This window comes from Rhizobium sp. LEGMi-198b (assembly GCF_054114205.1).
In genome coordinates this window covers 1,249,092-1,274,369 of sequence record NZ_JBSYVH010000001.1, presented here as the reverse complement: position 1 = coordinate 1,274,369, position 25,278 = coordinate 1,249,092, and the positions used below count along the sequence as shown (strand labels likewise).

The 25,278-nt window shown below is 61.6% G+C and carries 22 protein-coding genes; 11 read left to right on the top strand and 11 right to left on the bottom strand.

What is annotated here, in order from left to right:
- Window positions 1-13 precede the first annotated feature (13 nt).
- From ACXHXG_RS06210 to ACXHXG_RS06180, 7 genes are all read left to right on the top strand, one after another.
- A complete protein-coding gene (locus ACXHXG_RS06210) occupies window positions 14-1,513 on the top strand; it encodes a type II and III secretion system protein family protein (RefSeq protein ID WP_457898746.1) in 1,500 nt (499 codons plus the stop codon).
- 55 nt (window positions 1,514-1,568) lie between these two features.
- Entirely contained in the window at window positions 1,569-2,282 is a 714-nt protein-coding gene (locus ACXHXG_RS06205; protein ID WP_104821645.1) for a CpaD family pilus assembly protein, read from the top strand.
- 37 nt (window positions 2,283-2,319) lie between these two features.
- Window positions 2,320-3,591: a CpaE/TadZ family protein gene (locus tag ACXHXG_RS06200; RefSeq protein ID WP_457898745.1), complete on the top strand. Its 1,272-nt coding sequence runs from the start codon at window positions 2,320-2,322 to the stop codon at window positions 3,589-3,591.
- Window positions 3,592-3,672: 81 nt separating this feature from the next.
- The gene (locus tag ACXHXG_RS06195) at window positions 3,673-5,154 is read left to right on the top strand and encodes a TadA family conjugal transfer-associated ATPase (protein WP_457898744.1); all 1,482 of its coding nucleotides are present in this window, start codon (window positions 3,673-3,675) and stop codon (window positions 5,152-5,154) included.
- A gap of 10 nt (window positions 5,155-5,164) precedes the next feature.
- The gene (locus ACXHXG_RS06190; protein WP_457898743.1) at window positions 5,165-6,172 is read left to right on the top strand and encodes a type II secretion system F family protein; all 1,008 of its coding nucleotides are present in this window, start codon (window positions 5,165-5,167) and stop codon (window positions 6,170-6,172) included.
- Between the two features lie 19 nt (window positions 6,173-6,191).
- Window positions 6,192-7,172: a type II secretion system F family protein gene (locus ACXHXG_RS06185; RefSeq protein ID WP_104821649.1), complete on the top strand. Its 981-nt coding sequence runs from the start codon at window positions 6,192-6,194 to the stop codon at window positions 7,170-7,172.
- 131 nt (window positions 7,173-7,303) lie between these two features.
- Window positions 7,304-7,948, top strand: a complete 645-nt coding sequence (locus ACXHXG_RS06180; protein WP_457898742.1) for a LysE family translocator — start codon at window positions 7,304-7,306, stop codon at window positions 7,946-7,948.
- Between the two features lie 6 nt (window positions 7,949-7,954).
- On the opposite strand, the gene ACXHXG_RS06175 is transcribed toward ACXHXG_RS06180, so the two are convergent.
- Window positions 7,955-8,782 (bottom strand): tetratricopeptide repeat protein, encoded by an 828-nt coding sequence (locus ACXHXG_RS06175; protein WP_457898741.1) that lies wholly within the window; start codon window positions 8,780-8,782, stop codon window positions 7,955-7,957.
- A gap of 148 nt (window positions 8,783-8,930) precedes the next feature.
- Between ACXHXG_RS06175 and ACXHXG_RS06170 the strand changes: the two genes are divergently transcribed.
- From ACXHXG_RS06170 to ACXHXG_RS06155, 4 genes are all read left to right on the top strand, one after another.
- Window positions 8,931-10,322: a leucyl aminopeptidase family protein gene (locus ACXHXG_RS06170; RefSeq protein ID WP_283048567.1), complete on the top strand. Its 1,392-nt coding sequence runs from the start codon at window positions 8,931-8,933 to the stop codon at window positions 10,320-10,322.
- 210 nt (window positions 10,323-10,532) lie between these two features.
- The gene (locus ACXHXG_RS06165) at window positions 10,533-10,883 is read left to right on the top strand and encodes a MarR family transcriptional regulator (protein ID WP_104821653.1); all 351 of its coding nucleotides are present in this window, start codon (window positions 10,533-10,535) and stop codon (window positions 10,881-10,883) included.
- Between the two features lie 114 nt (window positions 10,884-10,997).
- The gene (locus tag ACXHXG_RS06160) at window positions 10,998-11,852 is read left to right on the top strand and encodes a C40 family peptidase (RefSeq protein ID WP_457898740.1); all 855 of its coding nucleotides are present in this window, start codon (window positions 10,998-11,000) and stop codon (window positions 11,850-11,852) included.
- 77 nt (window positions 11,853-11,929) lie between these two features.
- Complete coding sequence (locus ACXHXG_RS06155; protein ID WP_457898739.1) at window positions 11,930-12,169, top strand: hypothetical protein; 240 nt, start codon at window positions 11,930-11,932, stop codon at window positions 12,167-12,169.
- A 47-nt stretch (window positions 12,170-12,216) separates the two neighbouring features.
- Here the strand turns inward: ACXHXG_RS06155 and ACXHXG_RS06150 are convergent, their stop codons facing one another.
- The 10 genes from ACXHXG_RS06150 to ACXHXG_RS06105 form a co-directional block, all read right to left on the bottom strand.
- Window positions 12,217-13,611, bottom strand: coding sequence for an amidase (locus ACXHXG_RS06150; RefSeq protein ID WP_457898738.1), 1,395 nt, complete (start codon window positions 13,609-13,611; stop codon window positions 12,217-12,219).
- 125 nt (window positions 13,612-13,736) lie between these two features.
- Window positions 13,737-14,603 carry an ABC transporter permease gene (locus ACXHXG_RS06145; protein ID WP_457898737.1) on the bottom strand — a complete coding sequence of 289 codons (867 nt, stop codon included), beginning with the start codon at window positions 14,601-14,603 and terminating at the stop codon, window positions 13,737-13,739.
- Window positions 14,600-15,553 carry an ABC transporter permease gene (locus ACXHXG_RS06140; RefSeq protein WP_457898736.1) on the bottom strand — a complete coding sequence of 318 codons (954 nt, stop codon included), beginning with the start codon at window positions 15,551-15,553 and terminating at the stop codon, window positions 14,600-14,602. Before ACXHXG_RS06140 ends, ACXHXG_RS06145 begins: the two co-directional genes overlap by 4 nt.
- 90 nt (window positions 15,554-15,643) lie before the next feature.
- Window positions 15,644-17,173 carry an ABC transporter substrate-binding protein gene (locus ACXHXG_RS06135; RefSeq protein ID WP_457898735.1) on the bottom strand — a complete coding sequence of 510 codons (1,530 nt, stop codon included), beginning with the start codon at window positions 17,171-17,173 and terminating at the stop codon, window positions 15,644-15,646.
- A 136-nt stretch (window positions 17,174-17,309) separates the two neighbouring features.
- A complete protein-coding gene (locus ACXHXG_RS06130; protein WP_457898734.1) occupies window positions 17,310-18,308 on the bottom strand; it encodes a P1 family peptidase in 999 nt (332 codons plus the stop codon).
- Window positions 18,309-18,608: 300 nt separating this feature from the next.
- Window positions 18,609-18,803 (bottom strand): hypothetical protein, encoded by a 195-nt coding sequence (locus ACXHXG_RS06125; RefSeq protein ID WP_104821660.1) that lies wholly within the window; start codon window positions 18,801-18,803, stop codon window positions 18,609-18,611.
- Window positions 18,804-19,314: 511 nt separating this feature from the next.
- On the bottom strand, window positions 19,315-22,242 hold the full coding sequence (locus tag ACXHXG_RS06120) for an aminotransferase (RefSeq protein WP_457898733.1): 2,928 nt from the start codon (window positions 22,240-22,242) through the stop codon (window positions 19,315-19,317).
- Window positions 22,243-22,453: 211 nt separating this feature from the next.
- Window positions 22,454-23,014 (bottom strand): hypothetical protein, encoded by a 561-nt coding sequence (locus tag ACXHXG_RS06115; RefSeq protein ID WP_104821662.1) that lies wholly within the window; start codon window positions 23,012-23,014, stop codon window positions 22,454-22,456.
- A gap of 136 nt (window positions 23,015-23,150) precedes the next feature.
- Window positions 23,151-24,035, bottom strand: a complete 885-nt coding sequence (gene purU / locus ACXHXG_RS06110; protein WP_283048586.1) for a formyltetrahydrofolate deformylase — start codon at window positions 24,033-24,035, stop codon at window positions 23,151-23,153.
- A 193-nt stretch (window positions 24,036-24,228) separates the two neighbouring features.
- Window positions 24,229-25,254: an acyltransferase family protein gene (locus ACXHXG_RS06105; RefSeq protein WP_285169051.1), complete on the bottom strand. Its 1,026-nt coding sequence runs from the start codon at window positions 25,252-25,254 to the stop codon at window positions 24,229-24,231.
- Window positions 25,255-25,278: the final 24 nt, after the last annotated feature.

Sequence of the window (25,278 nt, the reverse complement as noted above, 5' to 3'; positions counted from 1 at the left end):
AAGGGGCGGGACTATGTTCAAGACCAGCAAACCGATCCACCTCCTCTCGATTGCGGCTCTCTCCTTTTCGGTCGCTTTCTCCGGCCTGCCTTTCGCCGCAGCGCCGGCCTTTCTGCGCATGTCGACGGCCAAGGCCGACGGTTCCGACAGTATCGTCACCATTGCAGGCCTCGGCACCAAGCGCACGCTGAAGCTCGGTCTCAACAAGGCGCTGGTGGTGGACTTGCCGGCAGACGCCCATGATATTCTCGTCTCCGATCCGAAGATGGCCGATGCCGTGACGCGTACTTCGCGCCGCATCTATCTCTTCGGCAAGACGGTCGGCCAGACCAATATCTTCGTCTTCGGTGCCGACGGGAAGGAGATCGTCAGCCTCGACCTCCAGATCGAGCGCGATATTTCCAGTCTTCAGTCCAATATCAAGCGCTTCATTCCTGACTCCGACATTAATGTCGAGATCGTCTCCGACAACATCGTCATGACCGGCACGGTGCGTACGCCGCAGGATTCGACGCGCGCCGAACAGCTTGCCGAGGCTTTCCTCAAGGGCGGCGAGGCGACGACGCGCAATGAAACCGCCAGCGCCAGCGGCGGCGACAATTCCGTCGCCCTCTTTGCCGAAACACGCCAGACGTCACAGATCGTCAACCTTCTGCAGATCGAGGGCGAGGATCAGGTGACGCTGAAGGTCACCGTCGCCGAGATCAAGCGCAGCGTGCTGAAGCAGATCGGCTTCGACAATCTCGTCAGCAATTCCTCCGGCCTGACTGTCGCTCAACTCGGCAGTATCACCAGTGACACGACCGCGGCCGCGGGCGGTGGCGGTATCGCCGCCCTATTCAAGAGCGCGATCGGCAAATACAATATCAGCACCTATCTCAGTGCCATGGAGCAGGCCGGCGCGGTACGTACATTGGCGGAACCGACATTGACGGCAATCTCCGGTCAGGCCGCGACCTTCAATTCCGGCGGTCAGCAGCTCTACTCCACGACCGATAGTGACGGCAACGTCACGATTACGCCCTTTACCTACGGCGTAAGCTTGGCCTTCACGCCTGTGGTTCTCTCGGCAGGGCGCATCAGCTTGCATATCCAGACTGAGGTGTCCAACCCGGTCGGCACATCGGGAACCGCGACGTATAACCAGCGTGCGGCCGATACCTCGGTCGAATTGCCCTCCGGCGGCTCCATTGCGTTGGCGGGCCTCCTCAGTGACAGCGTCCAGCAGACCACCAACGGCACGCCGGGCGCCTCGAAGATCCCGATCCTCGGCGCACTCTTCCGTCAAAAGAGCTTTGAACGCGACGAAAGCGAACTGGTGATCATCGCGACGCCCTATCTGGTACGGCCGGTGGCGCGGGCTCAACTCGCTCGCCCAGACGACAATTTTTCACCGAGCAACGATGTCTCCGCCTTCTTCATGAACCGTGTGAACAAGATCTACGGGCACAAGGACGGCCCGCCGGTTGCGGATGCCGATTTCCACGGCACGGTCGGCTTTATTTACAAGTGAGGGGAGACGGACAATGACGCACCCCTTTTCAACCGGAACAACGAGAGACCAAAAGATGGCCAGCCTCGATCGCAATGCGCCCCGTATCGCCAGGCCGCGATTTTCAGCCCTGGCTCTGATCATGATGGCTGCGGCTGTCAGCGGATGTGCGGGATCGCCGGATCGCATGACGACCAGCGCCCTTTCCGATGACTATCGTCAGCGTCATCCTATCGTGCTGACCGAAAAGGAACATCACGTCGACATCCCCGTCATTGCCGGCGATCGCCGTATTACGACCGGCGCCCGCGACACGGTTCGCGGTTTCGTGCAGGATTATAAGGCTCACGCTTCCGGCACTGTCGAAATCCTGGCGCCCGGCAGTTCGGCCAACTCGCCTGGGGTTTCCGCGCTTCGCCGGCAGATCCGGCAAGAACTTGTCGCAAGCGGCATTCCGTCAGCGCGCATCGTCGACAATTATTATCAATCCGGCGGCCCCGGTGATGCCGCGCCGATCCGCCTTAGTTTCATGGCAACGACGGCGACCACCAATTCCTGCGGCCAATGGCCGGAAGATCTGTCCGATAACGCCTTCGACAATCAGAACTACTACAATTTCGGCTGCGCGACCCAGAACAACCTCGCAGCGCAAGTGGCAAACCCGACCGACCTCGTCGCGCCGCGCGCCATGTCGCCGATCGATACCGACCAACGCAGCAAGGTGATCGACAATTACCGCAGCGGCAACGTCCCGACGAGCACGGCCACGATCAGCGGCTTCGGCTCGTGAGCATGAGGATAACCGGCCGGCGGAACAGGATAGAATCATGAGCGCTATCAACTACGAAATTAGAAAGCCCGAGTTGGAGGCCGATGATGCGCCCCGCACGGGCGATCTCGAGAACATGCGACCGCTGCCGCGCATCTCGGTACATGCCTTCTGCGAAAGCGAGCAGTTGCAGCAGGTGATGGACCGATGCGCCAATGATCGGCGCATGTCCAAGGTCAGCCTCAGGATCACCAGCGGCAGCACCGCGGCGGCAGCAAACATGTTCGCCTCGACGCCGACGCCCAATCTGATCATCCTGGAAACCCGGGCCAATCCGGGCAATTTGCTGGCGGAGCTTGCGCCGCTCGCTGCCGTCTGCGATCCCAGCACCAAGGTGGTGATCGTCGGTCATCACAATGATATCGGCCTCTATCGCGAACTCATCCGCAACGGTATTTCCGAATATATGGTTCAGCCGGTTGCCATGGCCGACGTCATGGCAGCGATGACGGCGATCTTCGTCGATCCCGATGCCGAGCCGCTTGGCCGCAGCGTCGCCTTTATCGGCGCCAAGGGTGGGGTAGGGGCATCCACCATCGCGCATAATTGCGCTTTCGGCATCTCCAACCTGTTCTCGACCGAGACCATTCTCGCCGATCTCGATCTGCCCTACGGCACCGCCAATATCGATTTCGATCAGGACCCGGCCCAGGGTATCGCCGAGGCCGTCTATGCGCCGGAGCGTCTTGACGAGGTTTTCCTCGATCGCCTGCTGACCAAATGTTCGCAGCACCTGTCGCTGCTCGCTGCCCCCTCGATGCTCGATCGCGCCTATGATTTCGACGGCCAGGCCTTTCAGCCCGTGCTCGACGTCCTGCAGCGCAGCGCGCCGGTGAGCGTGCTCGACGTGCCGCATCTATGGACGGAATGGACGCGCTCGGTGCTTTCGGCTGTCGACGAAGTCGTCATTTGCGCGGCGCCCGACCTTGCCAATCTGCGCAACGCCAAGAACATGTTGGATGCGCTGCGCAAGCTGCGCCCCAACGACAAGGCGCCACATCTCATCCTCAATCAGGTCGGTATGCCGAAGCGCCCGGAAATCGGTCCCTCGGAATTCTGCGAGCCGCTGGAGACCGACCCGATCGCCATCATTCCCTTCGATATCAACCTGTTCGGCAACGCCGCCAACAGCGGCCGCATGATTTCGGAGACCGACCCGAAATCACCGGTCGCCGAGACCTTCTCGCAGATATCGCACATCGTTACCGGGCGCGTTGCCCTGAAGAAGACGAAGAAGGGCGGCCTGCTCGGCCTTCTGAAGCGGAAGTAATTGTTTGATGTCGCATGATCTTGTTCGAAGGCCGGTTCGTGTTTTTGAGATCATGCTCTAGCGTAGAATTGGATCGACGGCATGTTTGGCAGACGCGGAAATGAAGGTCCTGCAAAGAGCGGTGGCGTGACGCCTCCGCCGGCGCCGGCGCGCGCGCCGTCCGCGATAGCGCCTGCGGCATCGACAGTGCTGGTCGAGCCGGCGCGCGAGGGGTCGCAACAGCGCCAGCAGGTCGCGCCGCCTTCGATGCAGACGCCGACACGCCGCCGGCCGGCGCGCACCGAAGAATATTACGACACCAAGTCGCAGGTCTTTTCCGCTCTGATCGATACGATCGACCTGTCGCAGCTCTCAAAGCTCGATGCGGAGGCTGCGCGCGAAGAAATTCGCGATATCGTCAACGACATCATCACCATCAAGAATTTCGCGATGTCGATCTCCGAGCAGGAGGAACTGCTTGAGGACATCTGCAACGACGTGCTCGGCTACGGTCCGCTCGAGCCGCTGCTTGCCCGCGACGATATCGCCGACATTATGGTCAATGGCGCCGGCCAGACCTTCATCGAAGTCGGCGGCAAGACAGTGGAATCGGAAGTCCGCTTCCGCGACAATGCACAGCTCCTTTCCATCTGCCAGCGTATCGTCAGCCAGGTCGGCCGCCGCGTCGATGAATCGAGTCCGATCTGCGACGCCCGCCTGCCGGACGGATCGCGCGTCAACGTCATCGCACCGCCGCTGTCGATCGACGGCCCCGCGCTCACCATCCGTAAATTCAAGAAGGACAAGCTGACGCTCGACCAGCTCGTCCGCTTTGGCGCCATCACGCCGGAGGGCGCCACGCTGCTGCAGATCATCGGCCGCGTTCGTTGCAATGTCGTCATTTCCGGCGGTACCGGCTCGGGCAAGACGACGCTTCTGAACTGCCTCACCAACTATATCGACCGCGACGAGCGCGTCATCACCTGCGAGGATACGGCCGAACTGCAACTGCAGCAGCCGCACGTCGTCCGCCTCGAAACCCGCCCGCCGAATATCGAAGGCGAAGGCGAGATCACCATGCGTGATCTCGTCAAGAACTGCCTGCGCATGCGACCCGAACGCATCATCGTCGGCGAAGTGCGCGGACCGGAAGTCTTCGACCTGTTGCAGGCGATGAACACCGGTCACGACGGGTCGATGGGCACGATCCACGCCAACACGCCGCGCGAATGCCTGAGCCGTATGGAATCGATGATCGCGATGGGCGGCTTCAGCCTGCCGGCGAAGACGGTGCGCGAGATCATTTCCACCTCCGTCGACGTGGTCATCCAGGCTGCCCGCTTGCGCGACGGTTCGCGCCGCATCACCCAGATCACCGAGGTGATCGGCATGGAAGGCGATGTGATCATCACGCAGGACCTGATGCGCTACGAGATCGAAGGCGAAGATGCGAACGGGCGTATCATCGGGCGGCATATGTCGACCGGCATCGGCAAGCCGAATTTCTGGGACCGCGCCCGCTACTACAACGAGGAAAAGCGCCTGGCTGCTGCCCTCGACGAAATGGAAAACAAGTCGAAATAGGACTTTCCCGATGTTCGGTGTCGATCCGGTAGTGCTTCTGATTGTGGTGCTCGCAGCCGTCTCCGCGGCGGCTGTCTGTTACAGCATCCTCTATTCCCGGATCGAGAGGCAGAAAAAGGCCGACAGCCGCGTCAACCGCATCAAATCGGCCGAGACCGACCGTATGCAGGTCAAGGCGGCGCGCGACCGCGTGCAGGAAATGTCGAAACGGCGCAAATCGGTGCAGGATTCGCTGAAGGATCTCGAAAAGCGCCAGTTGGAGAACACCAAGAAGAAGCAGTCGCTGAAAGTACGCCTCGGGCAAGCCGGCCTGTCGCTAACGCCGGCGCGTTTCTATCTCTTCAGCATCCTGTTCGGCTTCTTCATCATGCTTGTCGTCTTCCTGCTCGGCGCACCGGTCGCCGTCTTGGTCGGCCTTCCCTTCGCCGCCGCCTTCGGCCTGCCACGTTGGGTCATCGGTTTCCTCATCAAGCGCCGGCAGAACAAGTTCCTCGATGAATTCCCCAACGCGCTCGACCTCATCACCCGCTCGATCCGCTCGGGCCTGCCGCTCAATGACGCCGTGCGGCTGGTGGCGGGCGAGGCGCGCGAGCCGGTGAAAACCGAGTTCCGCCGCGTCGTCGAAGCCCAGCAGGTCGGCCTGAGCATGACCGATGCCTGCGCGCGCATGACCAACCACATGCCGCTGCAGGAGGTGAACTTTTTCACGATCGTCATCGCCATCCAGGCGCAGGCCGGCGGCAACCTCTCCGAAGCGCTGGGCAACCTTGCGCGCGTGCTGCGCGAGCGCAAGAAGATGAAGGCGAAGGTCACCGCGCTGTCGATGGAAGCCAAAGCCTCGGCCGTCATCATTGGCTCGCTGCCCTTCATCGTCGCGACGCTCGTCTATCTGACCTCGCCGCAATACATGTTGATCCTTTTCACAGATCCGCGCGGCCATTTGATCCTGGGCGCCGCCGGCATCTGGATGTCGGTCGGCATCTACATCATGCGCAACATGGTCAATTTCGAGATTTGACCGAAGGAGACGCTGAGCCATGTCCTCCGATTTCGCCAGTAGATTGACCGATCCCAGCACGGTACTCGCCGTTTTCGTGGCGATCGCCGTCTTCGCCACCTTCTACACGATCGCCGTACCCTTCCTGGAGCGCGGCGATCTCAACAAACGCATGAAAGCCGTTTCCACCGAGCGAGAACAGATCCGCGCCCGGGAACGCGCCCGCTTGACCGCCGATGGCGGCAAGGCCTCGCTGCGCAGCCAGAACAACCAGAATGTCCGCCAGATCGTCGAGCGCTTCAATCTCCGCACCGCCTTGGTCGATACCAATACGGTCAATCGGTTGCGGGCGGCCGGTCTGCGTTCGGAAAATGCGCTGAACATGTTCCTGGTGGCGCGTTTTCTGCTGCCGTTCCTATTCTTGATGGTTGCCGTCATTTTCGTTTTCGTCCTTGGCTACTTCGCCGCCAAGCCCTTCGCGATCCGCCTTCTCGGCGTTATCGGCACCGCCTATCTCGGCTTTTATGCACCGAACATCTATATTTCCAATCGCATGACCAAACGGCAGAAATCGATCAAGCGCGCCTGGCCGGATGCGCTCGATCTCATGCTGATCTGCGTGGAATCGGGCATTTCCATCGAAGCCGGCATGCGCCGCGTCTCCGAAGAAATGGCGGAGCAATCGCCGCCACTCGCCGAAGAAATGGTGTTGACCACGGCGGAACTCTCGTTCCTGCAGGATCGCCGTACCGCTTTCGACAATCTCGCCAGCCGCACGCAGATCGAAATCGTCAAATCGGTGACGCAGGCTCTGATCCAGGCCGAGCGCTATGGCACGCCCATCTCGCAGGCACTGCGCGTGCTGGCGCAGGAAGGCCGCGACGAACGCATGAACGAGGCGGAAAAGAAGGCCGCCGCCCTGCCGCCGAAGCTGACGGTGCCGATGATCGTCTTCTTCCTGCCCGTTCTCATGGCCGTTATCCTTGGCCCGGCGGCTATCCAGGTGATGGACAAATTCTGACATACAAAACTTGCCGCCGGTGCCGGACGTGATTAATTTCCAATCCTGCGTCATCGGCAATGTGAGGCGGATGATACCGGCGCGAAGATGGCGTCGTCCGCCCCGAGGCCGATCGTATCGGGAGGATTTGCATGTCATCCATAGCTATCTTTTTCAGCATCATCGCCGCCGTTTTCATCGGAGCGGTCAGCCCTGGTCCGAGTTTCGTTCTCGTTTCCCGCATCGCCGTTTCCCGCTCGCGCAGGGCTGGCCTTGCCGCCGCGCTCGGAATGGGTGCTGGCAGCGTCACCTTCGCGACTTTGACCCTGTTCGGTTTGAACGCGCTGCTGATGCAGGTCGAATGGCTCTATCTTGCCCTGAAGGTCGCCGGTGGCCTGTATCTGATCTACATTGGCATCCGCATTTGGCGGAACGCCGCCCATGATCTTGCCATCGACGCCCCGGCCACGCCGGTCGGCGGGAGCGTCGGGCGTAATTTCTGGTTTGCGCTGGGGACGCAGCTCAGCAACCCGAAGACGGCCATTTTCTACGGCAGCATTTTTGCAGCACTTCTCCCGGCGGAACCCGCTCCCGGGCTGATGCTCGCCGTGCCACTGGCGGTCTTCGCCGTCGAGGTGGGTTGGTATACGGTTGTGACACTCGCCTTTTCGTCAAACCGTCCGCGCGCGCTCTATCTCGGCGCCAAGCTTTGGATCGACAGGATCGCGGGTGCCGTCATGGGCGCGCTTGGCGTCCGGCTGGTGGCGGAAGGCCTGCCGCGGCATATCTGGCGCTGAACCGCTCTAGTTGATCGCTTTCTTGCCGCCATCGCCGGCGGCGAGTTTCTGCCAGGAATTCTGCTGCGCCAGCATGGAGCGCAGATAGGCGACATTGGCGTTCGCCTGCTGTGGCGTCAGTTCCTGGCGGGCGATCTTTTCGGCTTCGGGGAAGCGGCCCTGCAGCCCGACCACGAGAGCCAGATTCTGGCGCACGCGGCTGTCGGCGGTCGGCTGGCTGGCGGCGGAGCGGAGATAGCTCTCGGCGGACTTCAGATCGCCGGTCAGCACATAGGACATGCCGAGATTGGAAAGGATTGTCGGCTCATTCGGCTGCAGCACGAGTGCATCGCGATATTTGCCGCGCGCCTCGGTCGAGCGGCCGAGCTGATCGAGGATCGCGCCTTCGGCCGAAACCAGCCGCCAGTCCGGGCGGTCCGGGGTCTGCGCGCGATCGATGGTCGCAAGCGCATCCTGGAGCTGCCCGGCAGCGGCCTGAGCCTTGCCGTAGGCAGCCAGTACGCCGCGATCGTCGGGATGGGCGATCGCCACCTGCTGCATGACCGCCAGCGCCTGATCGTTGCGCCCGCTCATGCGCAGCGCATTGGCGTAGTTGACGCCGGTATCGCGGTCTTTCGGATTGGCCTCATAGGCTTTGCCGAGGGTAAGGGTCGCCTGCGCGAGGTCCGCGCCGTTCATCTCGTCGACCGGCTTTGACATTGTCGGGATCGAGCCGGTCGTCATCTTGTCTTTTCCGGTCGTCGAGCAGCCGGCGAGTACAAGCGCCATAAGTGCCGCTGACGCACCGTGGAGCAGGAAGGTCTTGAATGTCGACGTGGTTGACGAAGTGGCCATGGCGCCTATCCCGAAATGCCTGAGTCCTGCGCCTGGCCTCAAATCGGAACAGGGAAAGGTTTGACGCAATGTTCGCTCCAGCAATAATCTGTTAACCCTAACAGAGAGTTAACCCGCGATTCCCGGAAATCATTGCCAAAGGATAGTTATGGCCCCCTATCAGTACATCGAGCGCGCGAGCCCCTTCAACTCGAAGGGTGGCGCGACGCTGCCGATTTTTGCCGTCACTCCGGCACATATCGAGACTGGCACCATCGATCCCATCGCCCTCGATTGGGCGAGCAAGGCCGGCTACAAGGCCGATAGCGGCTCGCTGCTATTGATTCCGACCGAAGAAGGCCATCTCGGCGGCGCTCTGTTCGGCCTTGGCTCCAACCCCTCGGAACAACCCTTCCTGACGGGCAGGTTGGCGCGTAGCCTGCCGGCGGGTGATTGGCATATCGAGACCGCGCCGCTCACGGCAAACCGGCTTTCGCTCGGCTTCGGCCTCGGCAGCTACCGGTTCGAGCGCTACAAATCGGAAAAAGCCAACCCGCCGACGCTGATGATTCCGCGCGATGCGGACGCCACCGATATCAAGCGCCAGCTCGCCGGCGTCTTCCTCGCCCGCGACCTCATCAACACCCCGACCAACGACATGGGACCGGAACAGCTCGAAGCCGCCTTCCGGGCGCTCGCCGAGCACTACAAGGCGGAGGTGTCCGTCATTATCGGCGACGATCTCCTGAAGCAGAATTTCCCGTTGGTGCACACGGTCGGCCGCGCCAGCGCCGATGCGCCGCGCCTTCTGGAACTGCGCTGGGGCAAGAAGGGTCATCGCCGCATCACGCTGGTCGGCAAGGGTGTCTGCTTCGACACCGGCGGCCTAGACATCAAGCCGGCATCCTCCATGCTGCTGATGAAGAAGGATATGGGCGGTGCCGCCAATGTCATGGGCCTGGCGCTGATGATCATGGACGCCAAGCTGAAGGTCGATCTGCGCGTCATTATTCCGGTCGTCGAAAACTCGATTTCGTCCAATGCCTTCCGTCCCGGCGACATCTACAAGAGCCGCAAGGGCCTGACCGTGCAGATCGACAATACCGACGCCGAGGGACGGCTGATCCTCGCCGATGCGCTCGCGTATGCTGACGAAGAAGCGCCTGATCTGATGATCGACATGGCGACATTGACGGGTGCTGCCCGTGTCGCGCTCGGCCCGGACCTGCCGCCTTTCTTCACCGACGATGACGATCTTGCCCGAGATCTCACCGACGCCAGCCTTGAGACGGACGACCCGCTGTGGCGCATGCCGCTCTACATGGGCTACGACAAGGATATCCGCGCCAAATTCGCCGATATCACCAATGCCCCGTCCGGCGGCATGGCCGGCTCGATCACCGCCGCTTTGTTCCTCAAGCGTTTCGTGACGAAAACGCCGAGCTGGGCGCATTTCGATATCTTCGGCTGGGCACAGAGCGAACGTCCTCACTCGCCGGGCGGCGGCGAGGCGCAGGCCATCCGGGCGCTGTATCACTATATCCGCCAGAGCGTGCGATAGGGCCGAAGTACTGCCTCTCACCCGCCCTCATGGTTCGGGGCTACGGTCCTTTGGACCTTCGCACCTCACCATGAGGTGGCCGCTGGCGGCCCGAATGTGCTGCAACCCTTCTCCCCGCATTGCGGGGAGAAGGGTTGGCGAATTCCCCTTGAAACCGCCATGATCTTGGCCGAGACTGAAACGGTAGCGTAACGATCTTCGAGGTTGCCTTTGCCGCTTGAACTCTCTGCCTCGCAGGCTCTCGGCCTCTGGCAAGGCGTGGCGCTCGAGCAGGTGCGTCGCGAGGGTCATGACTTGACGCTTCGGCAGATGGCGATCCTCCTGCAGATCTACCTCGTGCCGCCACCGCATACGGTACGAGGGCTCGCCGCAACGCTTGGCGTTACCAAGCCGGTCATCACCCGTGCGCTCGACACCATGGGCGAGATGGGTCTGGTCGACCGCGTCCGCGACGAGCGTGATCGCCGCAACGTCATCATCAAGCGCACTGTCGCAGGCGCGCTCTATCTGGAAAAGCTCGGTGATCTCGTCATCGAGCAAGGCCGCAAACTATCCGTCTAGAGCAGTTCAGCGCTTCACGGAATCGCTGAACTGCTCTATCTCTTTGTTTTCACGCAATTCCGGACGGAAAACCGCTACGCACTTTTCCTGGAATTGCTCTAGAGGACCATGTTCATGATGCTCGACCGCCGTCTCAATGCCTTTCGGCCCGATCTTGCCGAGGCCTCCCTTCGGGGCAAGGTCGAGGCCGGCCGTTTTGTCGAAGGCACCAGGGCGCAGGTCGTCGCTCCCGTCGTTGCCCTTCGCCCGCAGCCGGATCTGGCGCGCGGCATCGACACCGAGCTTTTGTTCGGCGAAGAGGTCGATGTCTTCGAGCGCAAGGATGGTTGGTGCTGGGTGAAAGCGGTGTCGGACGGCTATGTTGGCTATCTTCCCGAAAAAGCGATCCTGACGGAACAGGCCGCACCCACGCATGTCGTCGTGACGCAGCGGACGTTTCTCTATCCCGATCCGGAACTGCGCAAACCCCACGCGGATATCCTCTCCATGGGCAGCCGCGTGCGCGTCACCGGCATGGCCGAGACGCGGGGGAACCATTATGTCGTCCTCGAAGGCGGCGCGGCCATCTTCGCCAAGCATGTCCAGCCGATCGGTTACAATGATGGTGGCGACTATGTCGATGTCGCCTTGCGGTTCCTGGAAACGCCCTATCTCTGGGGTGGCCGGTCCGGCCTCGGTATCGATTGCTCCGGCCTCGTGCAGCTCGCATTGCTGATGACGGGCCGCGACGCGCCGCGCGATGCGGATATGCAGGCGGCTGGCCTCGGCGAACCGATTACGCGCGAGGAATTGCGCCGCGGCGATTTCGTCTTCTGGAAGGGCCATGTGGCCATCATGGAAGACGAGAAAACCATCGTGCATGCCAACGGCCATACGATGACCACGGCACGCGAAGATTTCGCCGCCGCCGTCGAGCGCATCGGCTGGCTCTATGAGCAACCGACAGGCTACCGCCGCCTGCAGGGCTGAGAGCCGGTCGGAACCGGTCTGAATCTAAACCGTTATTTCCTCGATTGAACACCGTCTTGTTCGAGAGGAGAAGCATCATGCCGATCACGGCGATGGAACAGGTGATCAGGGATATCCTCCACGACAGCCATCTGAGGCGCAGTCGCAAGATCGATCGGCTGCGTGAGCTGCAGAGCGAAACTCGCGGCATCCAGCGCGCCGGCAGCGCCAGCATGATGAGTATAGATGACGGCCTGCAGGATGACCTGCGTGTCATCGAAAAGGCCTTGCGGCAGCTTGGCGCCGATGTTGAGGAGAAAGGTGCGGCCCGGCTGTAGGCCTTCACCCTTGCCCCAGCGGGGAGAGGTCGCGCGGTACGCGCCGGTCAGGGAGCAGGTGGCTTCGGCCAGTTCGTGACCCCGCCGGTCCAGGTTTCGAACGCCTTCGAGAGTTTCAGCACCAGCATGTCGCCAAAACGCGGACCGACGATTTGCAGTCCGATCGGCATGCCGGAGCGGGAGAAGCCGCAATTGATCGATGAGGCCGGCTGCTCCGACATGTTCCAGGGAACGGTAAAGACGATGTGCTCGAAGGGCAGGGCCGGATCGTTGGTAGGGGAGGCCCAATCGGCCGGATAGGAGACGATCGGGTTGGTGGGCGATAGCAGCGCATCGATCGTCGTAAACAGCTTGCCGCAACTCCTGCGCATCTCGATCGTCTGGTTGAAACCGCGCACCGCTTCGACACCGCTGATATCGGCACCGCCCTTCGCCCATGTGTAGATATAGGGCAGGATCAGGTCGCGGCGCTCCTCGCTCAATCCCATGATATCGCTCCAGAAACGCGCTCGCCAGAAGACATCCAGTCCATCCAGCATCTGCTTTGTCAGCACCGGCGCGACGTCGATAATCGTAGCGCCCGCTTCTTCGAAGCGCTTGGCGGCGGCGACAACCGCATCGCGCACCTCGGCATCGGCGGGCAGGCCGCAGCCGGCATCGAGCATCAGGCCGATCTTCAGCCCGCGCGCATCGATATCGAGATCCATCCAGTCGATCTCGTTCGGCGGCAGGCTGGTGCCATCGCGCCAATCGGGCCGCGAGAGCGTGGCCATGGAAAAGGCGGCGTCCTCGACCGTGCGGGCCATTGGCCCGGCGCAGCGGCCGACATAATAGGGATCGACCGGAATGCGGCCATGGCTTGGCTTGAAGCCGAAAATGCCGGTCCAGCCTGCCGGCAGGCGCACCGAGCCGCCGATATCCGTGCCGATGTGCAACGGCCCGTAGCCGGCAGCCGCCGCCGCCGAGGCGCCGGCACTGGACCCACCAGGATTCTGGGTCGGATCCCAGGGATTGCGGCTGAGTTTGTGGAAGCTGGAAAGACCAGAGGACAGCATGCCGTAGTCCGGGCAGGTGGTCTTGGCGAAGATCACCGCGCCATCCTCGCGCAGGCGGGCTGCGACCGGCGCATCCTCCGCGGCGGGAATGAGTTCGACGGCGGCCGTGCCGAGCGGCACCGGCTGGCCCTTGGTGGCGATCAGCTCCTTGAGGGTCACCGGAATGCCGTCCAGTGCTCCGAGCGGCGCACCCTTCGCCCAGCGTTCGGTGGAGGCGGCGGCCTGTCGGCGCGCTGCTTCCGGGTCATAGGCGTAGAGTGCGGCGATCGTCGGCTCCCACGCCTCGATATGTTTCTCCAGCGCCAGCCAGTATTCACTCGGCGAAAGGCTCTTTTCGGAAAATTTCCGAAGGAGCTGGCGGATGGAAAGATCGGTCGCTTCGGTCATGGTCATTCTCTTCGTATGTCGAAGTTAGAGCGGTTCAGCGTTTAACGGAATCGCTTTCCCGCTCTATCCTTTTGTTTTTACGCATTCCGGACGGAAAACCGCTTCGCACTTTTCCTGGAATTGCTTTAGCGGCGTGCCGCGCGTGGATCGAGAAGATCGCGCAGGCCGTCGCCAAGCAGGTTGAAGCCGAGGACGCAGAGTGCAATCGCCAGGCCCGGCAGGATGGCGAGCCAGGGCGCTTGTCCAAGATAGGTCTGCGCTTCCGCCAGCATCCGCCCCCAGGTCGGCGCCGGCGGCGGCACGCCGAGGCCGAGGAAGCTCAAGCCGGCTTCGGTCAGGATCGCCAGGCCGAGCTGGATGCTCGCCTGGACGATGATGACGCCCATGATGTTCGGCAGCACATGCCGCATGGTGATCGACAGGTGCGTATTGCCGAGGGCGCGCGCCGCCAGCACGTAATCCCTGCTCCAGGCCTGCAGCGCCGAACTAAGCGCCACGCGGGCAAAGACAGGAACCATGAAGGTGGCAATGGCGGTGATGGCGGTAAAGCGTCCGGTACCGAGAAAGGCGCCGAGGATCATGGCCGAAAGGATTGGCGGCAATGCGAAGATCACGTCGCAGGTGCGCATAACGAGCGATTCGAACAATCCGCGCTGAGCGGCAGCGGCAATGCCGATCACCGTCCCGATCGTGCCGCCGATCGCGACCGCCGACACTGAGATCGACAGCGAATTCCAGCAGCCGACCATCAGCATCGACAGCACGTCATGGCCGAGCTGGTCGGTGCCCAGAAGGCCGAAGCCGAAAGGAGGCTGCAGCTTATGGATGATTTGCAGCTTCGCCGGCGGCACTGGCGTCCAGAAGAGTGACAGGATCGCGACAGCGACGAGCGAGAGAATGATGATGGCGCCTACGATCAGATTGGCGCGGCGCAGGGCGCGGAACCGGGAGCGGCGGGGAGGAGCGGGGGCGACGGTTTCGACCGTAATCATCGCGCGCCTCCGCTGCGAAGTCTGGGGTCGATGACCAGAAACGAGAGATCGACCAGGAAATTCATGATGATGACGAGGGAAGCAAAGAACAGCACGACATCCTGCATGACGACGATGTCGCGCTGGTTGAGCGCTTGCAAGGCGAGCCGTCCGAGACCCGGCAGGTTGAAGACGTTCTCGATCAGCACGGCACCAGCGACAAGGAAGGTGAATTGCAGGCCGAGGATGGTCAGTATCGGCACCAGGGCGTTCGGCACGATATGGCCCCAGAGAACGGCACCGCTTGACAGGCCCTTGGCGACCGCCGTGCGGGCGAAATCCTCATGCAGCGTGTCGAGCACGGCCGAACGAGTGACCCGTGTCAGCACACCTGCCTGCGGCAGAGCCAATGCCACCGCCGGCAGGATCAGCGCCCGGAGTGCCGGTCCCAGGCCATCGCTCCAACCGGGAAATCCTCCCGCCGGCATTAAGCCGAGCGAGGTGGAAAACAGCAGGATCAACAGCAGGCCCACCCAAAAGCCGGGCACGGCGATGCTCATCTGCGAAAACAGCGTGGCGATAATATCGAATATGCCGCCGCGCCGGGCGGCGGCCGCCACGCCGAGCGGCACGGCGATGAGGATGGAAAGAATAATGGCGAGGATGGCAAGCGGCAATGTGACAGCCAGCCGCTCGACGATGAGGCCGGCGACCGGCACACCATAAGTATAGGACTTGCCGAGCTCGCCAGTCAGCGCGCCGCCAAGCCATTGGCTGTAGCGGACGATCAATGGCTGATCGAGGCCCATGTCGTGTCGCAGCGCGGCAAGCGTCTCCGGCGAGGCCGAGGTGCCGAGCGTGATGGCGGCGGGATCGCCCGGCAGCAGGGCCATCACCGCAAAGATCAGCAACGAAACGGCGATCAGGGTCAGGATAAGACCTGTGATCCGGCGGGTAAGAAGTACGATCATTGCATGTCCATCGCCGGATCGGCTCCGGCATCGAAACATTCGACAGCGGGCGAGGTGATCCGCCCTGCTGTCTGTGCGGAACCGAAGAGATCAGTCTTCCCAGGAGACGTTGGTCAAGACATTCGAGGGGATCGGCTCGTTCTCCCAGAGCCCCTTCAGCTTCTTGTCCCAGACCCCGAGCTTCGGCATGACGAAGAGGAAGAGCGCGGGGGCATCCTCGGCCAGGATCGTCTGCGCCTCGCCGTAGAGCTTGTTCTGCGCCGCCGGATCGGCGGTTAGCTGGATCTTCTTCATCAGCTCGTTGAAGACCGGGTTCTTATAGTTGAAATAATAGGGGTCGCGCGAATAGATGTCGATGTCCAGCGGCTCGGCATGGGCGACGATGGTCATATCGTAGTCGCGGCCAGTGAAGACGTCCTGCACCCATTTCGCCGGGAATTCCGTCGGCTCGATATTCATGGTGACGCCGATATCGGCAAACATCGCCTGCATCACCTGGGCGCTACGCGGCGCATAGGCCATCTGCGGCGTCTTGATGGTGAAGGTGAAGCCATTCGGATAGCCGGCCTCGGCCAGCAGCGCCTTGGCCTTTGCGGGATCATAAGGCAGCGTCCCTGTCAGGTCCTGATATCCCGGGTCGTTCGGCGTGTAGTGGCTGCCGATCGCCGTGCCGAAACCGGACCAGGCGCCGTCGATGATCGTCTTGCGGTCAAGTGCCATCATCAGGGCCTGGCGCACCCGCTTATCGTCGAAGGGCTTGCGCGTATTGTTCATGCCGGCGACGACCTTGAGTTCGGTATTGCCGACCTTGGTCATCAGCCGCGCGTCGCCGTCGAAAGAGCTCATCAGCTCCGGTGCCGCGAATTCCGGAAAGGCGTCGAGATCGCCGGCCTTCAGGGCTGCCGCTTCCGCCTGCGGATCGGAAATGAAGCGGAAGGTCACCTTGTCGAGCTTCACGTCGACGGATCTGTTCCAGTAATCCGGGTTCTTTAGGAGCTCCACATGGTCGCCCTTGGCCCAGGCCGAGAATTTGAACGGGCCGGTACCGACAGGCGTCGTCTTGTCGTTGGCGGCAGAATTCGGGCCGACCATGACGGAAGAGGGCCAGGCGAGCCAGTAGAGCAGGCTGCCCGTCGGCGAAGAGAGATGCAGCACCAGCGTTTCCGGGTCCGGCGTGTCGATCGAGGCGATGGTTGCAAAGAAGCGTTTCTGCGGATTTACGGATTTGCCGTCACGGGCGCGATCGAGCGCGAATTTCGCCGCCGTCGAATCGAAAGCCTCGCCGTCGTGAAACTTGACGCCGGTCTGCAGCTTGAATGTGTAGGTTAGCCCGTCGGGAGAGATTTCCCAGCTTTTCGCAAGCTGCGGCACGATCTTGCCGCTCTCGTCGATAGCGACGAGCCCTTCGAAGATGTTCTGCCAAGTCACCTGACCAATGGCGACGGGTGCGGCGATTGTCGGATCGAGGCCGGTGGGTTCGACGCTCATGCCGATGTTCAGCGTCGTCTTGGCCGCTTCCGCCGGCGCTATGCCCAGTATCAGCAGCCCGGCCGACAGCGTGGCGCCGCAGGCAAGACGGCGCGCAAAATCGCCCAGGTCTGAACTCGAAAACTTGGTCATCTCAATTCCCTTGCTCCGGCTCCCGATGCCGGTTTTCCCTCCGGCAAGGCCATTTTTTTGAAATAGTGTCATCTCGCAAGCGCACACACAATTGCGAAAATTTGTGCTGCGCGTGCCCGGCGGGGTCCCGAAATGGCTAGATTATCCGGTCCGGAAAGCGGTCCCGCCAGGCCGGCAGCGCGCCTGCGACGGGCAGCGCCGTTGCTTCGTAGACGCCGCGGGCAATGGCGCGCGCCATAACGAGGGTGGCGAGATGGCAGAGTTCCATGAAGCTCAGCAGGTCGTCTCTCTGATGTTTGCCGGTCGAAGCGGCAAACACCGTGTCGCCGTCGAGCGGCAGATGCGTGGGCAACAGCGCGCGGGCAAAACCGTCATGGCCGCAGATCGACAGCCGATGCGCTTCCGCCTTGGTCAACGCAGCATCGGTGACGATGGCGCCGATCGTTGTTGCCGTAACATTCGCGCCCTTCAGCCTGAGGCGCGTGTCTATGGTTTCGGGCATGCCGAGGCCGCCGAATTCCCCGCCGATCTCGAAGGGAGCGGCCCAGAAATGCGGTCCTTCGCCGATGGTGGCCGAGCCCAGCGCATTGACGGCGACGATGGCCGCGATCCTATGTCCCTGGCTGCTGACGGCGCTGGCCGAGCCGAGGCCGCCCTTGACCGTCGCCGTCGTCGCACCCGTGCCGGCACCGACCGTGCCGAGCGGGAAGGCACCCTTGCCTGCGGCCTTGAAGGCGACGTAACCCATGTCGCGATAGGGCGAATGCAGGCCCCAATCCTTGTCGCCGCCATTGATGAGATCGAAGAGGATCGCCTGAGGCACCAGCGGCACGCGCGCACTACCGACCTGCAGGCCGCGTCCGATGTCGCGCAGGCCCGCCTGCACGCCGCCCGCCGCATCGAGACCGAAGGCTGAGCCGCCCGACAGCACCAGCCCGTCGACTACGCCCACCGTCATCGCCGGATCGAGCAATGCCGTGTCGCGTCCGCCCGGCGCACCGCCGAGCACGGAACAGGAGGCGACTGCCGGTTCATCAAAGATGATGGCTGTGACACCGGAGCCCAGCGCAGGATCGGTGCAATGACCGACGCCGACGCCTTCGATATCGGTTAGGAGATTGAGGAGATCAGCCAATGAAAAATCCTTCGCCTTCAAAGCGCGAGGTCGTCATGGCGATAGGATCGCAAAGAGGGGGAAAAGACAAGATGGGTTTGTCGAAGGGGAGTGCTGTGGAGGCCGACCCTCGTGGTTCGAGGCTCCGGCTTTCAGCCTGCGCGCCTCACCATGAGGGCGGAGAGACCGTGGCGATCGGACGGAGAGGCTTTCGATGGGCCGGTACAAAAGATCAACCCCCACCCAGGGAGCGAACGACGCTCGAAGAGCAAGGGCTGATGATGTGGTGTGGTGATGGTGGGGAATAGCCGAGCCGATCCATCAAACGTGGATCGGCTTAGCCTGTTGGCGGACGAGGAGATCGCGGATGGCGAGTTTGACCTCATCCGCGCTTCTGAAACGCTGCTCGTCCAGATCATGGACATGATATTTCACGGCTATGAACTTCAGCCGGTCTTCATCCGGAACAACGATGCCGACGGGAACGCCAGCATATTCGATGACTTGCTTTTTCATTAAAAATACTCCCTCCGCGCCCTAGCGGCGCAGATATGGCGAATTGACTGTTTGAATCCGATAAGAGGACGAACGTCACATTCGACAGCGCGGGCGGGAGAGTGCGCCCGAGCGGTCATGGCCAAGCACGGACCGCCCAAGGATCGAAGCGATGACTTTAAAATTCAGCATGTCACTTTCCTTAGTTGGCGTTGTACTTGTAAGGCCCCAACGGGAGAGGCCTGCGATCTGGTGTTCTATTGTCTACAATCTTGGTAGATAATAGCAATTCCATCTTCAGAAACATATTCCGAAAGATGTCAAAATATCGACGATCGGGAAAATAAAATTCCGTATCCGACTAACTACGAGAAAGCCTGTATCAACCTCCGCGCAGCCTCCCGTATCGGAAGGGCATTGCCGATCACCGTCCCACAGATAGGAATTGGAACGAGATTCGACAATGGCCGAGAAGATTAAAAATCGGTTTGCCGCCAAATCTCCTCAATGGTTAATGGCGGGGATGGCGGCCCTAGACGCCGTCCTCCAGCGCCTTTTCCAGGGCTTTCACGAAGAAATCGGCGCTTTCCGCCGAGAGGCAAAGCGGTGGTTTTATCTTCAACACATTCAGGTGATCGCCGGTCGGCTGCATGATGACGCCAAGCTCGAGTAGCCGCTCGCAGAGAGCGGCCGTCTCTTCCGTGGCGGGTGTCAGCGTCTCGTGATCGCGGACGAATTCGACGCCGAGGTAGAGGCCCATGCCGTGCACGGCGCCGATCAGCGGAAAATGCTCCATCAGCGCGATCAGCCCAGCCTTCAGGTGGTCGCCGATGATGCGAGCATTCTCCTGAAGGCCTTCGTCCTTCATGATGTCCAGCACGGTAAGGCCGACAACCGAGCTCACCGGACTGCCGCCGGCCGAGGAGAAGAAATAGCCCTCTTTCTCCAGTGATTCGGCGATCTCCCGCCGGGTGATGACGGCGCCGAGCGGATGGCCGTTGCCCATGCCCTTGGCGATGGTGATGATATCGGGCACGACCTCCTGGGTCTCGAATCCCCAGAAATGGTGGCCGAGCCGGCCGTAACCCACCTGCACCTCGTCGGCGATGCAGAGGCCGCCCCGTTGCCGGACGGCGGCGTAGACATCGGCGAGATAGCCGCGCGGCAGGGCAATGCCGCCGGCATTGCCGTAGACCGCTTCCGCGATGAAGCCGGCGAGACCCTCGGCCTTCTCGTCGATGGTCTCCAGCAAGGTCGTAACACCGGCCACGTAGTCCGCAGCCGAATCCGGACCGCGGAACGGGCCGCGATAGGTATTGGGCGAAACGAGCGGATGCACCCAGTCCGGTCGCGTCGTCAACGCCTGCGGATTGTCGGCAATGGAAGTGGAGACGGCGTCGCTTGCCAGCGTCCAGCCGTGATAGGCCTCCAGCAGGCACAGCATGTTTTTCTTGCCCGTATGCGCCCAGGCAAGCCGGATGGCGAGATCGTTGGCCTCGGAACCGCTGTTGACGAGAAAGACGCTGTCGAGACCATCGGGCGCCAATGCCGCTAAACGCTCAGAAAATTCGGCAACGGCGGCATAGTGGAAGCGGGAATTGGTGTTGAGCCGTGACCATTGCCGCTCGATGGCCGCCGTCAGCCGCGGATGCGCATGGCCGAGCATGGTCACGTTGTTGACCATGTCGAGATAGGTGCGGCCTTGCGTGTCGAACACGAATTCATGCCAGCCGCGCTCAATCTGCGGCGGGACGTCGTAATAATGCTTTTGCGGGCTGGCAAAATGCGCTTCGCGCTGCGTGAGAAGTGCGGCGCTCTCCAGCCGCGGCGCCTCGCAGGCCTCGTTCAGGAGAATGGCGGGCGAGGGACAGACGGCCGACCAGCCATCGGCCTGATGGGCCGTCGCAAAGAGCGGCGGCACCAGGCCCTGGACGCGGCAGAGCTGCACGCGCAGTCCCCCGATGGCCGAGCCCTCGCTGCCGATCGTGCCGACGATCGCCTCTTGTTCCACCTCGGCGCCCTCTTCCAGCGTGCACTCGACGCCGTCGAGATGCAGGCTGACGGTTTCGCCAATCAGAACGAGATGCTGGCCATGCCATTGGATGCGGCCGGCAAAGGGCGCGGTGACGGTCGTGCCGGCCGGCAGGCAGATATCGCTATGCAGCGCGAAATTCTGCGGCGGCGTCATGCTGAGAAGATCGGCATGCGACAGACGGAATTCCCCGTAGCGCGTCGCAGCCGAGCCGGAAGCGATGGCCGCCTTGGCGAGCAACCGCCAGTCCATGTCCGGTTTTAGCCAGTTACCGTCGACGAAATGCGGGCTGGTCGCGGAAAGATCGACGGCGGCGATATGATCCGATGCAATGTCCGGCAGCAATGCGGACCAGCCGTCGGTGGCGAGCGGAGCGAGATCCATGCCCGCGGCCCGGAGGATCGCCGCTTCCATCACGTCCGGCTGCGCGCCGGTGGCAACGTCGAAAATCTCGCGCTCGAGTTTGAGATTGCCGCGCACGTAATCATTGTCGGGGTCGATGGCGAGCTGTTGCTCGCCGCTGGCGGCGAGAATCACCGCGCGGGCGACGATCAGCGGCCAGAGCGCCTTCAATTCGGCTTCCCCGAGCGGATAGATCGCGTGATAGGCCTTGATGGCAGGGAGGATGTAGAAGGGATCGCCTTCGGCGTGGTGAAGCAGCGAGGCGCAGGTGACGGCGAGGTCGCCCACCACCCAGCCCTGGATGATGTCGCCGAAATCGATCACCCCATCCGGGATAGGCTGCCCATGCGCATCCGGATGACTGACGACATTGTCGCCAGTGACGTCGTGATGGACGGGCTGCACGCGAAGCCCGCTCGCGAGCGGCTGGATGCGCTTCACGGCCGCGACCATCGCCTTGGCGATGCGGTCGCGCGCCTCGTGATCCGATATCGCCGACAGGAGCTGCACGGCGACCGGCCCGGCGCGGCGCAGGTCCCATTGCAGGCTGCGGTGGAGGCCGGGATGTTCGAAATCGGCAAGGTCACGGGCGAGCCGGCCGGAAAGGGCACCCAGCGCCGAAACGGCGGCAATAGGCAGATGCTTGCGCCGCGTCAGCGATTGACCAGGAAGATAGCTGAGCAGCCGGACGAGGTAATCCTGCTCGCGAATGGTGACGACGAGAATATCCCGGCCGCTCAGCGAGGGCACGATATTGGGCACGCGCGGCGCATCGGGTTTCGCATGCAGATGGCGGATGGCGGCGTTCTGCGCCTCCAGCTCGACCGTATCGTATTCCGTCCGGCAGATCTTCAGAACGTAGCTGTTGTCACCCGCGTCGATACGGTAGTTGCGGTCCTGCTGACTGCCGAGTTCGGTAACCGTTCCGGTCAGGCCGTAATGCGTCTGCAAGATCTCCGCCGCCGCTTCCGGCGTGGTATCCGGTCTTGGCAGTTGCATGCGATTGACGAGCGCGGCGTCGGTCATGGCTCCCCCGGATGGTTCATCTGCGTCGACACTAAACCATTCCGTCCAAAAGAAAATCACCGAAAACGAATAGGGTGATCTAACGTTAAGACGAAAGATAGGCTCCCGATTACGCCTGCCTAGAGCGCCATGCGTTCATTTGCATGAAAGCGGGATGCTCAAGAGCGCTGTGCGTTCATTTGAATACACAAAAGTCGGTCTTGTTCAGACCCTACTCAACTTCGATTGAATAGCTGCAGCCGGCGAGCGTCTTGCCGGGATGGTAGATGTCAGTCGAGACGTCGAGGGCGATGCGCGAATGCAGGACCGTGTCGGAATTCTCCAACTGCTCCTTCTTGGAGAATATCTCCCTTTCGGCAAGATATTTGTCGAACCGATCGACCGCGGCGGTGACACCCAGCTCCTTGGCAAGCGGATGCGGATCGGCCTCGTTGATCAGGGCAAGCGGACCGGAGGAAGCGAAGGCGATCCTGTCGGTCTGTCGCCCGAAAACGGTGATCGGCTTTGCCAGCTTGAATTCCCGCAGCAGAAGGCTGGTCGACGGCTGCTCGGTAATGCCGAACCGTCTCATCGCCTCATCGCTTTCCGGTCCGGTCAGCCACATGGCAAAGCCATTATAGCTTGGTACGTCGTAGGTCGTGCATTCGATCAGCTTGGCGAGATCGATCTTCGAAGGGTCTTCTTCCGAGGTCATTGCGGCCGTCGACACCTGTGTGCTCACAAGGATGGCAAGGGCCGAGAGCGGCAGGATTCTCTCCAGATATGATCGCATTTTCCTCCTCCGCAACCTCCAAGCGATTCGATATCGGCCGCATTAAATCGCAATTTAGCGGGAAAAGGAAATAGGGACATGGAGGCGCAGATCGCGGGTTTGCGAATGCAGCGCCACCTTGCCATCGCCGCGTGTTTTATCCCATCCGCTCCGAAGCATAGCTTCCGGGGCTTGCCGGGAAGACGATGGTGCGGTTGCCGTTGAGGAAGGTGCGGTAGTGGATATGGGCATGGATGGCCCGCGCCAGCACCTGGCTTTCGACATCGCGGCCGATCGAGACATAATCCTCGGCCGACTGCGCATGCGTGATGCGGGCCGTGTCCTGCTCGATGATCGGACCTTCGTCGAGATCGCCGGTGACGTAATGTGCCGTCGCCCCGATCAGCTTGACGCCGCGCTCATAGGCCTGCTTGTACGGGTTGGCGCCCTTGAAGCTCGGCAGGAAGGAATGGTGGATGTTGATGATCTTGCCCGACATCTTCTTGCACATGGCGTCCGACAGCACCTGCATGTAGCGGGCCAGCACGATCAGTTCGGTGCCGGTCTGCTCGACGAGGTCCAGCAGTTGCGCTTCGGCCTGCGGCTTGTTGTCCTTCGTCACTTTGATGTGGTGGAAGGGGATGTCGTGGTTGACGACCACCTTCTGGTAATCGAAATGGTTGGAGACGACGCCGACGATGTCGATCGGCAGCGCGCCGATCTTCCAGCGATACAGCAGGTCGTTGAGGCAATGGCCGAAGCGCGACACCATCAGCAGCACCTTCATGCGCTTCTGGGTATCGTAGATCTCGGCATCCATCTCGAATTTCTCCGCGACCGGCTTGAAGCCTTCGACCAATGCCTCCTGCTTGACGCCTTCCTCCGAGATGAAGGAGACCCGCATGAAGAACTTGCCGGTATCGAGATCGTCGAACTGGCTGGAGTCGACGATATTGCAGCCCTGGTCGGCCAGATAATTCGCTATCGCCGCAACGATCCCGCGCGTCGATTTGCAGGATACCCGTAGAACATAGCTCTTCATGTTTCTTCCCTCGTAAGGCGGCTCGTCGTTTCGCCGCTCGCTTATAGCAATCGAAAGGCACGGGAAAGCTCCCCGCCCATTCCTCGCAACAGAGCTTAAGATAGGTGGCGGAAAATTCCGTTCCCATTGCGCCTTTCAGCCGCGTATCCCCGTCGTTCTGAGGGAAAGCCGCTGCAGATCGATGAGAAACGGCTCAGGCGATGGCGGCCTGCTTCTTTTTCCACTTGCTCCAGCGGCTGGGTGTCGTCAGCTCGTGGACGATCGCGCCGCCGATCGCCGAGCCGACCATGCAGCAACTGACGAAGATTGGGCCATGCGCCATGATATCGATCTTCAGCACGCCGCAGACGACGCGCAGAAATGCCAGCGTGAAGGCATGGGTGATGTAGATGCTGTAGGACGCGTCGCCGAGATAGCTCAACCAGCCGATGACGGGAAGCTTGGAAAAATCGATCGAGACGGCCGAGTAGAGAATAATGACAGCCGGAATGCCCCACATATAGGAGCGCATGCTGGCATCGCAGAGCGTCTCGTTGATCAGCAGGAAGGCGAATCCGACCACCAGCGCCGGCCAGGCTACCGTCTGCGGCAGCAGCACTTTTTCGAGATAAAGCTTGGCGAGAACGACGCCCGCCAGGAATTCGTAGATGATCGGGTCGCCATAGACCGTGGTGGCGGTCGTTTCTACCGGAAACAGGTGGCAGGCGAGGATGATCGCCGTCATCGTGCCGAAGAGGGCATGGAGCCGCCATTTTTCGCGCACCAGCAGCAACAGGCCGAAGACGAAATAGAAGAACATTTCATAGTTCAGCGTCCAGCCGGGCACGACGACGGGTGCGATGAGGCTGGGATCGGCAGCATTGTGCCAGGGCAGGAATAGAAGCGAAGCGACGAGGTGGGGAACGTCGAACACCGTCGATTTCAGGATCGATGGCGCGACGAGAGCGACGGCGGCGGAAAACAGTGTCGCCAGCCAATAAAGCGGCACGATGCGCTGGATGCGGCGGCGATAGAAGTCGAGCGGGCGCACTTCACGTCCTGCCGTGGTCAGCCACATGACGAAACCGCTGAGGACGAAGAAAATGTCGACGCCAGTCTCGCCGAAGAGATGGAATTGCCAGTCGAAGCCGGAATTGACCTTCGGTACCTGCAGCACTGAATGAAAATAGACGACCATCAGCGCAGCAATGGCGCGCAGATACTGCAACTGTACAAGCATCCCGATCCTCATGCGGCCTCAGCC

Bases quoted from the DNA above. Each gene is read 5' to 3' on its own strand.
- ACXHXG_RS06185 (WP_104821649.1), top strand. From the start codon at position 6,192: ATGTCCTCCGATTTCGCCAGTAGATTGACCGATCCCAGCACGGTACTC.
- ACXHXG_RS06160 (WP_457898740.1), top strand. From the start codon at position 10,998: ATGATGCTCGACCGCCGTCTCAATGCCTTTCGGCCCGATCTTGCCGAG.
- ACXHXG_RS06120 (WP_457898733.1), bottom strand. From the start codon at position 22,242: ATGACCGACGCCGCGCTCGTCAATCGCATGCAACTGCCAAGACCGGAT.
- ACXHXG_RS06145 (WP_457898737.1), bottom strand. From the start codon at position 14,603: ATGATTACGGTCGAAACCGTCGCCCCCGCTCCTCCCCGCCGCTCCCGG.
- ACXHXG_RS06105 (WP_285169051.1), bottom strand. From the start codon at position 25,254: ATGCTTGTACAGTTGCAGTATCTGCGCGCCATTGCTGCGCTGATGGTC.
- ACXHXG_RS06195 (WP_457898744.1), top strand. From the start codon at position 3,673: ATGTTTGGCAGACGCGGAAATGAAGGTCCTGCAAAGAGCGGTGGCGTG.
- purU (WP_283048586.1), bottom strand. From the start codon at position 24,035: ATGAAGAGCTATGTTCTACGGGTATCCTGCAAATCGACGCGCGGGATC.
- ACXHXG_RS06205 (WP_104821645.1), top strand. From the start codon at position 1,569: ATGGCCAGCCTCGATCGCAATGCGCCCCGTATCGCCAGGCCGCGATTT.
- ACXHXG_RS06150 (WP_457898738.1), bottom strand. From the start codon at position 13,611: ATGACCGAAGCGACCGATCTTTCCATCCGCCAGCTCCTTCGGAAATTT.
- ACXHXG_RS06170 (WP_283048567.1), top strand. From the start codon at position 8,931: ATGGCCCCCTATCAGTACATCGAGCGCGCGAGCCCCTTCAACTCGAAG.
- ACXHXG_RS06180 (WP_457898742.1), top strand. From the start codon at position 7,304: ATGTCATCCATAGCTATCTTTTTCAGCATCATCGCCGCCGTTTTCATC.
- ACXHXG_RS06175 (WP_457898741.1), bottom strand. From the start codon at position 8,782: ATGGCCACTTCGTCAACCACGTCGACATTCAAGACCTTCCTGCTCCAC.
- ACXHXG_RS06115 (WP_104821662.1), bottom strand. From the start codon at position 23,014: ATGCGATCATATCTGGAGAGAATCCTGCCGCTCTCGGCCCTTGCCATC.
- ACXHXG_RS06135 (WP_457898735.1), bottom strand. From the start codon at position 17,173: ATGACCAAGTTTTCGAGTTCAGACCTGGGCGATTTTGCGCGCCGTCTT.
- ACXHXG_RS06125 (WP_104821660.1), bottom strand. From the start codon at position 18,803: ATGAAAAAGCAAGTCATCGAATATGCTGGCGTTCCCGTCGGCATCGTT.
- ACXHXG_RS06155 (WP_457898739.1), top strand. From the start codon at position 11,930: ATGCCGATCACGGCGATGGAACAGGTGATCAGGGATATCCTCCACGAC.
- ACXHXG_RS06210 (WP_457898746.1), top strand. From the start codon at position 14: ATGTTCAAGACCAGCAAACCGATCCACCTCCTCTCGATTGCGGCTCTC.
- ACXHXG_RS06190 (WP_457898743.1), top strand. From the start codon at position 5,165: ATGTTCGGTGTCGATCCGGTAGTGCTTCTGATTGTGGTGCTCGCAGCC.
- ACXHXG_RS06200 (WP_457898745.1), top strand. From the start codon at position 2,320: ATGAGCGCTATCAACTACGAAATTAGAAAGCCCGAGTTGGAGGCCGAT.
- ACXHXG_RS06140 (WP_457898736.1), bottom strand. From the start codon at position 15,553: ATGATCGTACTTCTTACCCGCCGGATCACAGGTCTTATCCTGACCCTG.